15 protein-coding genes are annotated in these 14,921 nt (G+C 63.5%); 5 read left to right on the top strand and 10 right to left on the bottom strand.

All coding sequences use genetic code 11. The features are described from left to right. Positions 1-151: 151 nt before the first annotated feature. The 4 genes from NKI85_RS04610 to NKI85_RS04595 are packed head-to-tail and all read left to right on the top strand — an operon-like array spanning position 152 to position 3,785. The gene (locus NKI85_RS04610; RefSeq protein WP_352776217.1) at positions 152-1,159 is read left to right on the top strand and encodes an ABC transporter permease subunit; all 1,008 of its coding nucleotides are present in this window, start codon (positions 152-154) and stop codon (positions 1,157-1,159) included. Between the two features lies 1 nt (position 1,160). After that, positions 1,161-2,078 (top strand): ABC transporter permease subunit, encoded by a 918-nt coding sequence (locus NKI85_RS04605; RefSeq protein ID WP_352522674.1) that lies wholly within the window; start codon positions 1,161-1,163, stop codon positions 2,076-2,078. A 4-nt stretch (positions 2,079-2,082) separates the two neighbouring features. Beyond that, positions 2,083-2,958, top strand: coding sequence for an ABC transporter ATP-binding protein (locus tag NKI85_RS04600; protein ID WP_352776215.1), 876 nt, complete (start codon positions 2,083-2,085; stop codon positions 2,956-2,958). Further along, positions 2,955-3,785 carry a dipeptide ABC transporter ATP-binding protein gene (locus tag NKI85_RS04595; protein WP_352776214.1) on the top strand — a complete coding sequence of 277 codons (831 nt, stop codon included), beginning with the start codon at positions 2,955-2,957 and terminating at the stop codon, positions 3,783-3,785. The genes NKI85_RS04600 and NKI85_RS04595 overlap by 4 nt, the downstream gene beginning before the upstream one ends. A gap of 18 nt (positions 3,786-3,803) precedes the next feature. Here the strand turns inward: NKI85_RS04595 and NKI85_RS04590 are convergent, their stop codons facing one another. After that, positions 3,804-4,736 (bottom strand): LysR family transcriptional regulator, encoded by a 933-nt coding sequence (locus NKI85_RS04590; RefSeq protein WP_352776212.1) that lies wholly within the window; start codon positions 4,734-4,736, stop codon positions 3,804-3,806. A gap of 93 nt (positions 4,737-4,829) precedes the next feature. On the opposite strand from NKI85_RS04590, the gene NKI85_RS04585 reads away from it, so the two are divergent. Continuing rightward, positions 4,830-5,702 (top strand): NAD(P)H-dependent oxidoreductase, encoded by an 873-nt coding sequence (locus tag NKI85_RS04585; RefSeq protein ID WP_352776211.1) that lies wholly within the window; start codon positions 4,830-4,832, stop codon positions 5,700-5,702. Here NKI85_RS04585 and NKI85_RS04580 read toward each other — a convergent pair. The 9 genes from NKI85_RS04580 to NKI85_RS04540 all read right to left on the bottom strand — a co-directional run bounded on the left by NKI85_RS04580 (position 5,633) and on the right by NKI85_RS04540 (position 14,841). Continuing rightward, the gene (locus tag NKI85_RS04580; RefSeq protein WP_352522679.1) at positions 5,633-6,925 is read right to left on the bottom strand and encodes a cysteine desulfurase-like protein; all 1,293 of its coding nucleotides are present in this window, start codon (positions 6,923-6,925) and stop codon (positions 5,633-5,635) included. The two genes, NKI85_RS04585 and NKI85_RS04580, sit on opposite strands and share 70 nt — an antisense overlap. 78 nt (positions 6,926-7,003) lie before the next feature. Further along, a complete protein-coding gene (locus tag NKI85_RS04575; RefSeq protein WP_352522680.1) occupies positions 7,004-7,678 on the bottom strand; it encodes an amino acid ABC transporter permease in 675 nt (224 codons plus the stop codon). 108 nt (positions 7,679-7,786) lie between these two features. Beyond that, positions 7,787-8,578: an ABC transporter substrate-binding protein gene (locus tag NKI85_RS04570; protein ID WP_352522681.1), complete on the bottom strand. Its 792-nt coding sequence runs from the start codon at positions 8,576-8,578 to the stop codon at positions 7,787-7,789. 243 nt (positions 8,579-8,821) lie between these two features. Further along, positions 8,822-9,217, bottom strand: a complete 396-nt coding sequence (locus NKI85_RS04565) for a RidA family protein (protein WP_352522682.1) — start codon at positions 9,215-9,217, stop codon at positions 8,822-8,824. 75 nt (positions 9,218-9,292) lie between these two features. Then, positions 9,293-10,441, bottom strand: a complete 1,149-nt coding sequence (locus tag NKI85_RS04560) for an acyl-CoA dehydrogenase family protein (protein ID WP_352776209.1) — start codon at positions 10,439-10,441, stop codon at positions 9,293-9,295. A gap of 62 nt (positions 10,442-10,503) precedes the next feature. Then, positions 10,504-11,316 carry an enoyl-CoA hydratase family protein gene (locus tag NKI85_RS04555; RefSeq protein ID WP_352522684.1) on the bottom strand — a complete coding sequence of 271 codons (813 nt, stop codon included), beginning with the start codon at positions 11,314-11,316 and terminating at the stop codon, positions 10,504-10,506. Next, a complete protein-coding gene (locus tag NKI85_RS04550) occupies positions 11,313-11,783 on the bottom strand; it encodes a MarR family winged helix-turn-helix transcriptional regulator (RefSeq protein WP_352522685.1) in 471 nt (156 codons plus the stop codon). The genes NKI85_RS04555 and NKI85_RS04550 overlap by 4 nt, the downstream gene beginning before the upstream one ends. Next, positions 11,777-12,550, bottom strand: a complete 774-nt coding sequence (locus tag NKI85_RS04545; protein ID WP_352776208.1) for an SDR family NAD(P)-dependent oxidoreductase — start codon at positions 12,548-12,550, stop codon at positions 11,777-11,779. The genes NKI85_RS04550 and NKI85_RS04545 overlap by 7 nt, the downstream gene beginning before the upstream one ends. Next, complete coding sequence (locus NKI85_RS04540) at positions 12,547-14,841, bottom strand: bifunctional salicylyl-CoA 5-hydroxylase/oxidoreductase (protein WP_352522687.1); 2,295 nt, start codon at positions 14,839-14,841, stop codon at positions 12,547-12,549. The genes NKI85_RS04545 and NKI85_RS04540 overlap by 4 nt, the downstream gene beginning before the upstream one ends. Positions 14,842-14,921 lie beyond the last annotated feature (80 nt).

The following is a 14,921-nucleotide window of genomic DNA, read 5'->3' as shown; positions in this document are numbered from 1 at the left end:
ATTTAATTCTCCCTTAAAACAATTTTGGGGTGGGTCTTTTTTTCCCCCGGGGTCCTACTCCCCGTTTTGCGGGGCCCCCCCTACCCCAATACCTCCATAAAAATTCCCCGGGGGGCGCCCCCCCCCCCCCCCCGCCGTTCTATGAAGCAAGATGCTCCGTTATCTACTCCACAAGCTCGCCTTGATCATCCCGACCGTGTTCGGCATATCGCTGGCGGCGTTCGCTTTCGTCCGGCTTCTGCCGGGCGATCCGATCCTGGCCCTTGCCGGCGAGCGCGGTGTCAGCCCCGAGCGCTACGCGCAGCTTATCGAGCAGTTTGGCTACAACCGGCCCTATGTCATCCAGTATCTGGAATATATCGGCAGGGTCCTGACCGGCGATTTCGGCATATCGATTGCCACCAAGCGGCCAGTGCTTGGCGAATTCCAGGCGCTGTTTCCGGCCACGCTGGAACTGGCGACGGTGGCGTTGATCATCGCCATTCTGCTTGGCATCCCCGCCGGCATTTTCGCTGCGGTCAAGCGCGGCTCGTGGTTCGACCAGGCGACGATGGGTGTCGCGCTGACCGGCTATTCGATGCCGATCTTCTGGTGGGGATTGCTGCTCATCATCTTCTTCTCCGGTTATCTCGGCTGGACGCCGGTTTCCGGCCGCATCGGCCTGCAGTATTTCTTCAGGCCGACAACGGGGTTCATGCTGATCGACAGCCTGATCTCCGGCAAGAGCGGCGCTTTCAAGTCCGCCGTCAGCCATTTGATCCTGCCGTCGATCGTGCTGGCGACGATCCCGCTCGCCGTCATAGCGCGCCAGACGCGCTCGGCGATGCTCGAGGTGCTGGGCGAGGACTATGTCCGCACCGCGCGCGCCAAGGGCTTGGCGCCGCGCCGTGTCATCGGGCTGCACGCTTTTCGTAACGCGCTGATCCCGGTGGTCACCACCATTGGCCTGCAGGTCGGGACGTTGATGGCGGGCGCCATTCTGACCGAGACGATCTTTTCCTGGCCCGGCATCGGCAAATGGATGATCGACGCCATCGGCAAGCGCGACTATGTCGTCGTCCAGAGCGGATTGCTGATCATCGCGCTGATCGTTATGGCGGTGAACCTGATCGTCGACGTGCTCTACGCCGTCATCAATCCGCGCATCCGGGTGCAGTGAGATGACCGACGAATCCGCCGCCGAAGCCACCGCTGCCTCCATCCCGACCGGCGGCAGGCAACGGGCTTTCGCCGAGTTCTGGCACTACTTCTCGATGAACACCGGCGCCGTCATCGGCCTTGTCGTGTTTTCGGCGCTGGTGCTGGTGGCGATCTTTGCGCCGTTCGTCGCGCCGCATTCGCCTGACGAGCAGTTTCGCGATTCGCTGCTGGCGCCCCCTGCCTGGCAGGAAGGCGGCAAATCGTTGTTCCTGCTCGGCACCGATGCGGTCGGCCGCGACATGCTTTCGCGACTGATCTTCGGGGCGCGTTTCTCGCTGTTCATCGGCCTGGTCGTCGTTGTCTTCTCGCTGACCAGCGGCATCGTGCTTGGCGTGCTCGCCGGCTATTTCCGCGGCTGGGTCGACACGCTGATCATGCGCATCATGGATATCATCCTGGCCTTCCCGTCACTGCTTCTGGCGCTGGTGCTTGTGGCGATCCTCGGCCCTGGCCTGTTCAATGCCATGCTGGCGATCGCGCTGGTGCTGCAGCCGCACTTTGCGCGTCTCACCCGCGCCGCCGTAATGGCGGAAAAGAACCGCGAATATGTGATCTCCGCCAAGGTGGCCGGTGCCGGCCACCTTCGCTTGATGGTGAGGACGATCCTGCCGAACTGTCTTGCGCCGCTGATCGTGCAGGCAACGCTGTCCTTCTCCAACGCTATTCTCGAGGCTGCGGCGCTCGGCTTCCTCGGTGTCGGCGCGCAGCCGCCGACGCCCGAATGGGGTACAATGCTCGCTTCGGCGCGCGAGTTCATCCTGCGCGCGCCTTGGGTGGTGACCTTCCCCGGCCTTGCCATCCTGATCACTGTGCTTGCCATCAACCTGATCGGCGATGGCCTGCGCGATGCCTTCGACCCCAAGCTGAAGAGGTCATAATCCGATGCCTCTTCTCGAGATCACGAACCTCACCGTTTCCTTCGACACCGCCGCCGGGCCGTTCATGGCGGTGCAAGGCATCGACCTGTCGGTCGAACCGCGCGAGGTGCTGGCGATTGTCGGCGAATCCGGTTCCGGCAAATCGGTGGCGATGCTGGCGGTGATGGGGCTTTTGCCCAACACGGCGACGGTGAGGGCGGACCGCATGGCCTTCGACGGCATCGACCTGCTCAAGCTCGGCCCGTCCGAGCGGCGCAAGATCGTCGGCAAGGACATCTCGATGATCTTCCAGGAGCCGGTCGCCAGCCTCAACCCATGCTTCACCGTCGGCTTCCAGATCGAAGAAGTGCTGCGCTTCCATATGGGTATGGACCGTGCCCAGCGCCGGGCGCGCGCCATCGAACTGATGACGCTGGTCGGCATCGCCGATCCCGAAGAACGGCTGGGCTCCTTCCCGCACCAGATGTCGGGCGGTCAGTGTCAGCGCGTCATGATTGCCATCGCAATCGCCTGCAATCCGAAGCTTTTGATCGCCGACGAGCCGACCACGGCACTCGATGTCACCATCCAGAAGCAGATCCTCGATCTACTGGTCGGCCTGCAGGCCAAATACGGCATGGGCCTGATCATGATCACCCACAATATGGGGGTGGTTGCCGAGACCGCCGACCGGGTCATCGTCCAGTACAAGGGCCGCAAGATGGAAGAGGCCGACGTGCTGTCGCTGTTCGAGTCCCCGAAGAGCAATTATACGCGCGCGCTCCTCTCGGCGCTGCCGGAAAACGCCGTCGGCGACCGGCTGCCGACCGTTTCCGACATGCTGTTCGAGCCGGCTCCGTCTGTAGTCGCAGCGCGATCCGCAGGGGGAACCGCCTCATGAGCGTGACGGTAGTCGAAGGCAAGAACATCATGCGCGACTATCATGTCGGCGGCGGGCTTTTCCGCCCCTCCCGTACCGTTCATGCGGTCAAGGGCGTCTCGTTCAGCGTCGACAAGGGCAAGACGCTGGCCATCGTCGGCGAGAGCGGCTGCGGCAAGTCAACGCTTGCCCGCATCATCACCCTGATTGACCCGGCGACCTCCGGTGAGCTTTTCATCGACGGCAAGAAGCTAGACATCGCCAAGGACGGCCTGTCGAAGGAAATGCGCCGCAAGGTGCAGATCGTCTTCCAGAACCCCTATGGTTCGCTCAATCCACGCCAGAAGATCGGCGACGTGCTTGGCGAGCCGCTGCTCATCAACACCGACAGCTCGGCCGGCGAGCGGCGCGATCTCGCCATGAAGATGCTGAAGAAGGTCGGTCTCGGCCCCGAGCACTATAATCGCTACCCGCACATGTTTTCGGGCGGCCAGCGCCAGCGGATCGCCATTGCCCGCGCGCTGATGCTCAACCCCAGCCTTCTGGTGCTGGACGAGCCGGTCTCGGCACTTGATCTTTCGGTGCAGGCGCAGGTGCTGAACCTGCTAGCCGACCTGCAGGACGAATTTCAGCTGACCTATGTTTTCATCAGCCACGACCTGTCGGTGGTACGCTATATCGCCGACGACGTGATGGTGATGTATTTCGGCGAAGCGGTCGAATACGGCTCGCGCGACGAGGTCTTCGCCGACCCCAAACACAGCTACACCAGGACGCTGTTCGCGGCGACGCCGCGTGCCGACGTCGCCAGCATCAAGGCAAGGTTGGCGAAGAAGAGGGCCGCCTGATCCGGCGAGGTTTGCCGGTTAACGCTCTGGCCTCGGCTTCTCGATCCCCGGAACGCCGGCGATCTGCTCGGCGAGAAAGTCGACCAGCAGCCGGACCCGGGCAATGCCCGCACGCTCCGGAACGATCAGCATGCTCAGCGGGACGGGAGGCGGAAAATAGCCCGGCAGGACCGCTTCCAGCCGGCCGGCCGCCAGAAGATCGTCGACAAGCCAGTGATGGGCGGGGGCGATACCGCGTCCGGCGACAAGGGCTTGGCGCGCGGCAAGCCCATGGTCGACCCGAAATCGGCCGCCAAAGGGCACCGCAAAGCGTTCGCCGCCAGGCCCCTGCAGGGCGAGCGTGTCGCTTCCCGCGATGTTCGACATCCGGATGCCTTCATGGCCAGGCAGATCCTGCGGGACAGCCGGTCTGCCCCGCGCCGCCACATAGGCCGGCGCCGCCACCAGCAGACGCCGGGACTGGCCGAGCGCCCGCAGTTTCATCGAGCTGTCGGTGAGCGGACCGAGGCGAAGCGCAATGTCGACGCCCTCCCGCACAAGGTCGATGCGCTCGTCGGTGAGGCTAAGATCGATGCCGATATCGGGATAGCGGTCCTGAAAGGTGAAGATCAGCCGGCTGACGTGCAAGACCCCGAGCGCCGCCGTGCAGGATATCCGGATCGTGCCGGCCGACGCGCCGCGCGTGCCCCGCGCCTCATCGCCGGCCTGCTCGACGAGGCGCAGGATCTGGACGCTGTCGGCATAGTAACGGCTGCCTTCATCGGTCATCGTGACACGCCGGGTGGTCCTGCTGAGCAAGGGCACGCCGACGGCCTCCTCGAGCTCCCGCAAATGTCGTGTGACCGTCGACTGCCCAACTCCGAGTTCGCGCGCCACCGCCGAGAGGTTGCCGCGCTCGGCGACGCGAACGAAGGTGCGCATGCGCTCGAGTGTGACGTCCGATCTATCCATTATTCGGCATAATCTTATACATTATATACATATAGCGGATCAGCGCACGGCTGGCTACCTTTGGTGTCTATCGTCCTTCTGCGGAGTAGACCCATGAAAGTCCTGCTTGTTTTTGCTCATCCTGAACCGCGTTCGCTCAACGGCGCGCTGCGTGACGTCGCCATCAGGGAACTCGAGGCCCAAGGCCACGAAGTGCGGGTGTCGGATCTTTATGCCGATGGCTGGAAAGCCGAGGTGGACCGTGCCGACTTTCCGTCGTGGCCGCTCGAAGCACGCTTCCTGCCGGCTGGGGCCTCCAAAAAGGCTTTCGCAACCAACACACTGACCGGAGACGTCAAAGCGGAGATCGACAAGCTGCTATGGGCCGACACCTTGATCCTCCAGTTCCCGCTGTGGTGGTACGCGATGCCGGCGATCCTCAAGGGCTGGGTCGACCGGGTGTACGCCTACGGCTTCGCCTATGGTGTCGGCGAGCACAGCGACAAGCGGTGGGGTGACCGCTTTGGTGAGGGAACGCTCGCCGGCAAACGCGCGATGCTGATCGTGACCACCGGCGGCTGGGAGGAGCATTATTCCGCCCGCGGCGTCAACGGCCCGATCGACGACCTGCTGTTCCCGATCAATCACGGGATCCTCTATTATCCGGGCTACGACGTGCTTCCGCCGTTCGTGGTCTACAGAGTGGACCGTTTTGGGGAGGCCGATTTCGAGCCTGTCGCGGCGCGGCTGCGCGAAAGGATGCGGACGCTCGAGACAATCCGGCCCATTCCTTATCGGCGGCAGAATGGCGGCGATTACCTGATCCCAAGCATGCAGTTGCGCCCCGGCCTGGAGAACCCAGGTGCAACCGCCTTCGCGCTCCACCAGAACGGCGCAAGCTCAGCCGGACAGCGCGATCAGGACAGCCGGGCGATGATGGCACGCAGCGCCTCGCCGAAGCGCCGGACCTCCTCGATCGTGTTGTAATGCACCAGCGAGGCGCGGACGGCGCCGCTGTCCATGCTGAGGTTGAGCCGCTTCATCAGGCGCGGCGCATACATATGGCCGTCGCGAATGCCGATCTGCATCTCGGCCATTTCCTCGACGATCCTCTGCGGCGACAGCATGCCGATGTTGAAACAGAAGGTCGGCACGCGCTCGCTGAGGCGCGCCTCGTCGGCGACACCGTAGATCGTCGCGCCGCAATCCTTGAGCACCGCCAGCATTTCGCGCGCCAGCACCTGCTCGTAGTCGCGGATGGCATTCATGCCGGCGACGATGTTGTCGCGTCGCGACCTGTTGTTCTCGGACAAGAAATTGCGACCGATCGATTCGAGATAGCGCACCGCGGCATCCATGCCGGAGACGTTCTCGTAGATGAAGGTGCCGGCCTCGATTTTGTAGGGCGGCTCGTCGGGGATGAAATCCTCGCGGAAGGTCGGCAAGCGCTTCAGCGTTTCGAAGCGGCCCCACAGGAAGCCCATATGCGGCGAGAAATTCTTGTAGCCGGAGCAGACCAGATAGTCGCAATCCCAGGCCTGCACGTCGATCAGCCCGTGGGGGCCGTAATGCACGCAGTCGAGGAACACTTCGGCGCCGGCCGCATGCGCGATCCCCGCCACGGAAGCAACGTCGACGATCGAGCCGATCGAATGCGCCGTCACCGTGCAGGCGACAAGCCGGGTACGCTCGGAGACCAGCGGGCGTAAATCGTCGACATGCAGATTGCCGTCCTCGCGCATCCGCCACCATTTGAACTTGGCGCCGGCGGGCGCCAGCGCCAGCCACGTCGCGATGTTGGCATCGTGGTCCATGTCGGTGATGACGATCTCGTCACGCTCCCCATTTGGGCGCTCAGAAAGCATCTGGCCGACGCCGAGGCTGACCAGGCGGATGAACGAGGTGGCGTTCATGCCGAAACAGATCTCCGCCGGGTTGGTGGCGTTGATCAGTAAGGCCACACTTTCGCGCGCTCCGGCGACCGCTTGGTCGACGGTGACGCTGCGGCCATAGCGGCCGCCGCGCTGCACATTATGCGCGACCAGGTGGTTGGTCACCGCGTCGAGGACACTTTGCGGAATCTGCGCGCCGGCGGCATTGTCCATGAAGACGAAGTCGCCGGCCTGCTGCAGGGCGGGAAACATGGCGCGGATCTTCTCGACCGGGAAAGCTACAGCGTCGCCTGTTTTCGAAATCTGATGCTGGTTCAAGGTCGTCTCCTGCGAAGTGCCTGACGGATAGGAAAGTTGATATTTGGGAGAATTGGCGGATGGAAATCGTTGGCGACCTCAGCGGGTCTTTTCGGTCTGGAAGCGGCGTTCAAGAAGGCTGACGAGGCGGACCATCGGCCAGAGAAAGATGAGATAGACCAGCGCCGCGCCGATCAGCGGCGAGGGGTTGGCATAGAGCGATTGCGCGTTGGTCGCTTCCTTCAGCAGTTCAGGCAATGCTACCGTGGAGGCGAGCGAGGTATCCTTGAACATCGAGACGCAATTGCTGGTCATCGGCGGAATGACCACGCGGATCGCCTGCGGCAGCACCACCTTGCGCAGGGTCAGCAAAAACGGCAGGCCAAGCGCCTGCGCCGCCTCGAACTGGCCGCGCGGAATGCTTTCTATGCCGGAGCGGAACACCTCGGCCGAATAGGCTGCCATGATGATGGCGAAGGCTAGCACCGCCGAGGTCCACGACGACAAGCGAATGCCGAGGAACGGCAGCGCATAGTAGATCAGGATCAGCACGACCAGCACCGGCATCGCCCTAAAGATGTCGATGTAGCCGACCGCCAGCAGCCGAAATGGCTTTGGCGCATAGAGCCGCACTAGACTGATCGCCAGGCCGACGGGAATACCGATGCCGATGCTGAGGATTCCGAGCAGCAGCGTGTTCAGGAAACCGCGCAGCAGCGCCGGCAGGCTGGAGATCATGACGTCGGCGTTGAAGAAGGTGTCCAGCAGCGACATCGCAGCATTCCCGAAACGTTTGGCGTCCCGCGACGCTCGAGCCCAAGCCCGAAATCCGAAATCGTGCCGGCATCGAAAGCCGGCACGACATTAAGCGCGAACTGCCTCTCAGGCCTTCGGCATAGGCATTTCCTTGACGGTCGAGGAATCGGCCGGTGCGTCGCTGCCGAACCACTTCTTGTGAATCGCGGCGAGTGAGCCGTCCGTCTTCATCGCGGTCAGCGCGTCGTTCAGCTTGCCGAGCAGCGGGTGGTCCTTGGTCATCATCAGGCCGTACTGCTCGCCGGTCTTGATACGCTGCTTTACGGCGAGATCCTTCATCTTGGTGAAGGAATATTCCAGGCCCGGAATGTCGCTGACCGCCGCATCGACGCGGCCGGAGCCGAGATCGAGCAGCAAATTCTGCTGCGTGTCGTAGCCTTTCACCTCGCTGAACCCGTCCGCTTCCTGGTGCGCCTTGACCCAGGCTTCGCCAGTCGAGCCGGACAGCACGCCGACGATCTTGCCCTTGAGGTCGGCCTCGGCCTTGATTGGGCTGTCGGCCTTCGCGGCGATGCCCATGTCGGAATCATAGTAGGGCTGCGTGAACGACTGCGACTTCAGCCGCTCCGGCGTAATCGTGATCGATGAGATGGCGACGTCGATGCGCTTCGAGGTGGTGGCGGCGAACAGCGCCTGGAAACCGAGGTCGGCGATATCAGTGGTCATCCCGATACGCTTTGCCGCTTCGTTGATGATGTCGACTTCGAAACCCTCGAATGTGCCGCTCTCGTTCTTGTATTCGAAAGGCGGATTGGTCGGATAGGCGCCGACATTCAGCGTGCCTTCGGCATAGGCCGGGCCGCCGGCGATGCCGATGGCGGCCGCAAGAAGTAGCAGGTTGCGACGGGTGAAGTTCATTTTCGTTCCCTCTGGTTGTGATCGGGCGGGTTTGGCCCCGCACGGTTTTTGATGCGCCAATTGACCGGACTGCCGGAAAGCCCTCCCGGCACGGCAGTCGTAAGACATCGGATGCTATCCAAAGTACGGCGCTTTTCAAGGCGAAAGTTTAAGCTTAAAAAATTGCCGCGTGATGCCAGGCAGACGAGCTTGCAGGCGCCAAGGGCCGGTGTTTCAGGCCTACCGCCCCTCGCGGAATGCGGGTCAGTCCGGAATAACCGCCGTAGCCTGGACCTCCACCTTGGCGCGATCCTCGACCAGCGCCATCACCTGGATGGCGGCCATCGCCGGAAAATGCCGGCCGATCACCTCGCGATAGGCCTCGCCGATTCCCTTGAGATTGGCCAGATATTCGGCCTTGTCGGTAAAATACCAGGTCATGGAGGTGATGTGCTGCGGCTTGGCGTCGGCCTCGGCGAGCACGGCGACGATATTGGCCAGCGTCTGCCGCACCTGGCCGACAAGATCGTCGGTCTCGAAGCGGCCCTGTCCGTTCCAGCCGACCTGCCCGCCGACGAAGACAAGCTGCCCACGCGCGGCGACGCCATTGGCGTAGCCGACGGGTTTCGCCCAGCCTTCCGGCTGCAGGATGGTGTGCATATCAAAGCCTCCCAATGCTCAAATCCGGTCACTCAAAACTCGAAGACAATCAATTCTTCCACACAAACTCCGGTCTCAGGCCGCTCCCATCACTTGCCGTGCAATCACCACCTTCTGCACGTCGGACGCTCCCTCGTAGATGCGCAGTGCCCGGATCTCGCGATACAGTCTTTCGACGATATGGCCCTTCCGGACGCCGTCGCCGCCATGCAGCTGCACAGCCTTGTCGATCACCTCTTGCGCCTTGTCGGTGGCGAACAGCTTCGCCATAGCGGCTTCGCGGGTAACGCGAGCCGCGCCCATGTCCTTGGTCCAGGCGGCACGATAGACCAGCAACGCGGCGGCATCGACATCCAGCGCCATATCGGCGATGTGGCCCTGCACCATCTGCAACTCGGCCATGGGTGCACCGAACAGCCTGCGCTCGGCCACTCTTGTGATGCTTTCGTCCAGCGCGCGCCGGGCAAAGCCGAGCGCCGCTGCGCCGACAGTCGAACGGAACACGTCGAGCACGGACATGGCGATGCGAAAACCGTCGCCCGGCCGGCCGATCAGCGCCGAGGCTGGAACGCGGGCGTTGTCAAAGGACAGGCGGGCGAGCGGGTGCGGTGCGATCACCTCCAGCCGTTCGGCGATGGTCAGGCCTTTTGTCTCGGCCGGCACGATGAAAGCTGAAAGCCCCTTGGCGCCGGGCGCCTCGCCGGTGCGGGCGAAAACGACGTAGAGATCAGCGATGCCGCCATTGGAGATCCAGGTCTTTTCGCCGGATAGCACGTAGCTGTCGCCATCGCGCGTTGCCGTCATCTCCATATTGGCGACGTCCGATCCCGAGCGCGGCTCCGACAGCGCGAAAGCCGAAATCGCCTTGCCGGCGCGCGTCTTCGCCAGCCAGCGCTGCTGGTCGGGCGTGCCGAACAGGCTGAGTGCGCCGGTGCCGAGCCCTTGCATAGCGAAGGCGAAATCGGCCAGCCCGTCATGCCGGGCCAGCGTCTCGCGCGTGAGGCACAGCGTCCGCACGTCGAGCGGCCCAGAGTTTTCGGTGTCGAGTGCAGTCGGCTTCAGCCAGCCGTCCTGGCCGAGTTTGGCTACCAGCTCGCGGCAGGCGGCGTCGACATCGTCATGCGAGACCGGCAGGTTTTTCGCGCACCATGCTTCCAGCCGCTCGGCCAGCTCACGATGGTGGTCCTCGAAGAACGGCCAGGAGAGGAAGGATCGGTCAGGCATGACTGCCTCCGCTCTGCTTCGGGCCTGCCAACCTGTCCATTCCCGGGGATGCAGCTTCCATGCTAATTTCCCTCGAACACCGGTTTTTCCTTGGCGACGAAAGCCGTGTACGCCCGCTCGAAATCGCCCGTCTGCATGCAGATCGCCTGCGCCTGCGCTTCCGCTTCGATCGCCTGGTCGAGGCCCATCGACCATTCCTGGTTCAGCTGCGTCTTGGTGATGCCATGGGCGAAGGTCGGGCCGGAAACGATGCGCGCGGCCATGTCGAGCGCGTCGGCCTCGAGCACTTCGGCATCGACCAACCGGTTGTAGAAGCCCCAGCGCTCGCCTTCCTCGGCACTCATCGTGCGGCCGGTATAGAGCAGCTCGGCGGCGCGGCCCTGGCCGATGATGCGCGGCAGGATCGCGCAGGCGCCCATGTCGCAGCCGGCAAGACCAACGCGGGTGAACAGGAAAGCCGTTTTGGCCTGTTGCGTGGCGATGCGGATGTCGGAGGCCATGGCGATAATTGCGCCGGCGCCGACCGCCACGCCGTCGACCGCCGCAATAATCGGCTTGCCGCAATTCAGCATCGCCTTGACGAAATCGCCGGTCATGCGGGTGAAGGCGAGCAGCGCCTTCATGTCCATCTTGACCAGTGGACCGATAATGTCGTGGACATCGCCGCCGGAGCAGAAATTGCCGCCATTGGGCAGGAACACCACGGCATCGACATCGTCGGCGTAGACGAGGTCGCGAAAAGTGTCACGCAATTCGGCATAGCTATCGAAGGTCAGCGGGTTCTTGCGTTCGGGCCGGTCGAGCCGGATTTTTGCGATCTTGCCTTCGACCTGCCAGAGGAAATGCTTCGGCTTGCGGCCGGCCATCTTTGTCATTCCCGTCCCTCCCAATTGCTGCGGAAGGAGGTCAGCATGCCGGTCAGCCGGCGCGCCTCGTCCTCGCTCACATTGCCCAGCAACTCGCCGACCCATTTTTCATGTGCGGCGGCGATAACGGAGAAAGTCTTCGACCCCTCTTCCGTCAGCCGAACCACCGAGGTGCGGCGGTCGCCATTGCGTCGGGCCCGCATGACCAATCCTTCCGAGACCAGCCGGTCGATAATGCCGGTGACATTGCCGTTGGACACCAGCAGGAAGCGCGACAGGTCGCTCATCAGCATGCCTTCCGGCGCGCGATAGAGCGCCGCCATCACGTCGAAGCGCGGCAGCGTGGTGCTGAATTCCTGCCGCAAGCGTTCGCGCAGTTCGGCCTCGATGGTGCGCGAGGCGCGCAGCAGGCGTATCCACAGCCGCAGGCGGTCCTTGCCGGGTCCGGACGGGGCGGGCAGGGGACCGGCTACCATGTCTCACCTCCGGAGATCGAAATCGTCTGCCCGGTGATCGACCGGGCGGCATCGCCGCTCAGATGAAGCACGGCGGCCGCGACCTCTTGTGGCTGGATGAAGCGGCCTTGCGGGTTGGTCGAGGCAAGGCTTGTCCGTGCCTGCTCGGCCGAGCGGCCGGTCGTTTCGGCGATGCGCTGGACGGCGCCTTCCAGCATCTCGGTTTCGACGAAACCCGGGCACACCGCATTTACGGTCACGCCGGACTTGGCGGTCTCGACGGCAAGTGCCCGCATCAGGCCGACGACGCCATGCTTGGCTGCGACATAAGCTGCGACATAGGGATAGCCTTTCAGTCCGGCGGTGGAAGCGATGAATATGATACGGCCCGTCTTGCGCGCGGCCATGCCGGCCAGCGCCGGCTTCACGGTCAGGAACGCACCGGTCAGGTTGACGTCGAGCGTGCGCTGCCAGTCTGCCAGCGAGGTCCGTTGCGCCGGCGCACTGCCGGACATGCCGGCATTGGCGACGACGATGTCGAATGGTCCACGTGCCGCTTCCGCGGCCTCGTGTAGCGACGCCATTGCCGCTTCGTCGGTGACATCGGCGACAATGGCGAAGATGCGCTTGTTCTCAGCGGCGACCGCAGCCAGCGGCTCTTCACGCCGGCCGCAGATGGTCACGTCGATGCCGGCGCCGGCAAGCGCCAGCGCGATCGCGCGGCCGACGCCGGATCCGCCGCCGGTGACCAGCGCATGCCGCCCCGAAATCGTCGCGGCGGCACTCATACTTTCAGCCCCGCTGCTGCTTCGCGTTCGGCCAGCCGGTAGAGCTGGTCGCGGCCGGGCAGATAGGGATCCGGCCATTTGACGCCGCGATCGCCAAGCGTGACGGCCGCATGCAGCGTCCAATAGGGATCGGCAAGATGTGGCCTCGCCAGTGCGACGAGATCGGCCCGGCCGGCCATCAGGATCGAATTGACATGGTCCGGCTCATAGATATTGCCGACCGCCATGGTCGCCATGCCGACCTCGTTGCGGATGCGGTCGGAAAACGGCGTCTGGAACATGCGGCCATAGACCGGCCTTGCCACGGCCGAAGTCTGGCCGGCCGACACGTCGCAGATGTCGACGCCGGCTTCATGCAGCAGCCGCGCGATCTCGACGGCATCGGCCGGCGTCACGCCCTCGATGCCGAGCCAGTCATTGGCGGAGATGCGCATCGAGATCGGCTTCTCGGCCGGCCATGCGGCGCGCACCGCATGAAAGATTTCCAAGGGATAGCGCATGCGGTTTTCCAGCGAGCCGCCATAGGCGTCGGTGCGCCGGTTGGTCAAGGGCGTGATGAAGGAGGACAGGAGATAGCCGTGCGCGGCGTGGATTTCGAGCATGTCGAAGCCGCAGCGCGCCGCCATCTCGGCCGAAGCGACAAACTGCTCGCGCACCATATCCATGTCGGCGCGGTCCATCGCCTTCGGCATCTGGTTCTGCGGCGACCACGGCACGGAAGATGCCGCCATCACAGGCCAGTTGCCCGAGGTCAGCGGCACGTCGGTTCCTTGCCAGCCGAGCCTAGTTGACCCCTTGGCGCCCGAATGGCCGATCTGGGCACAGATCTTGGCCTCCGTCTCGGCATGGACGAAATCGACCAGCCGCTTCCAGGCGACCCCGTGCTCGGGCGCATAGAAACCGGGGCAACCCGGCGTGATGCGGCCTTCCGGGCTGACGCAGGTCATCTCGATGTAGACGAGACCGGCGCCGCCTTTGGCCCGTTCGGCATAGTGGGCGAAATGCCAGTCGGTCGGACAGCCGTCAACCGCCTTGTACTGCGCCATAGGCGAGACGACGACGCGGTTCTGCAGCACCATGTCGCGCAGCCGGAAAGGCGCAAACATCGGCGTGCGGCGCAGACTGTTGCCGCCGGCGCCGGCCTGACGCTGGAACCATTCCTCGGCGCCGGCAAGCCATTCGGCGTCGCGCAGCCGCAAATTCTCGTGACTTATGCGCTGCGAACGCGTCAGCAGCGAGTAGTTGAACTGCACCGGATCGAGGCCGAGATAGCGCTCGACCTCTTCGAACCATTCGAGGGAATTGCGCGCCGCCGACTGCAGCTTCAGCACCTCGGTGCGCCGCGCGTCCTCATATTTGCGGAAGGCTGCTTCGAGGTCTGGCTCGGACTCGACATAGTCGGCCAGCGCCACCGCGCTTTCCAGCGCCAGCTTGGTGCCGGAACCGATCGAGAAATGCGCGCTCGCCGCGGCGTCGCCCATCAGCGCCAGATTCTTGTAGGACCAGCGTTCGCACAAGATGCGCGGAAAATTGATCCAGGCCGAGCCGCGGATGTGATTGGCGTTGGTCATCAGCTCGTGGCCGCCCAGATGGCTGGCAAAGATGCGCTCGCAGACGGCAATCGATTCCTGCTGCGACATCGCGCCGAAGCCGAATCGCTGCCAGGTCTGCTCGCTGCATTCGACGATGAAGGTCGCGGTGTCGCTGTCGAACTGGTAGGCATGCGCCCACACCCAGCCATGCTCGGTTTTTTCGAAGATGAAGGTGAAGGCGTCGTCGAATTTCTGACGGGTGCCGAGCCAGACGAACTTGCACTTGCGGACATCGATATCGGGCTTGAACACGTCGACGAAGCTGGCGCGGGCTTTCGAGTTCAGCCCGTCGGCGGCGACGACCAGATCGTGCGTCTCCATATACGGCCTGGGGTCGGCGATATCGGTCTCGAAGACTAGCTTGACGCCGAGTTCGCGCGCCCGCCGCTGCAAAAGGGTGAGCAGCCGCTTGCGGCCGATGCCGCAAAAACCGTGGCCGGTCGAGACCGTGCGCACGCCGTCATGGATGACGGCGATATCGTCCCAATAGGCGAAATGCTTGCGGATCCAGACGGCGCTGACCGGATCGTTCCTGGTCAGGTTTTCCAGCGTTTCGGCCGACAACACGACGCCCCAACCGAACGTATCGTCGGCACGGTTGCGCTCGAACACCGTCACCTCATGCGCGGCGTCCCTGAGCTTCATCGAAATGGCAAAGTAGAGGCCGGCTGGTCCACCGCCGAGAACCGCAACCTTCATTGTGCGATCTCCTCTTCGCTTCTGTTTGTCGAGTTTACGCCTGAGGCTGATTAATTCAAGCTTGAAGTTTCAAGATTGAA

It is taken from the genome of Mesorhizobium sp. M0571 (assembly GCF_040320985.1).
Classification (GTDB): Bacteria; Pseudomonadota; Alphaproteobacteria; order Rhizobiales; family Rhizobiaceae; genus Mesorhizobium.
The sequence above is the reverse complement of the archived record's forward strand: the minus strand, read 5'-3'. Positions and strand labels throughout refer to the sequence as shown.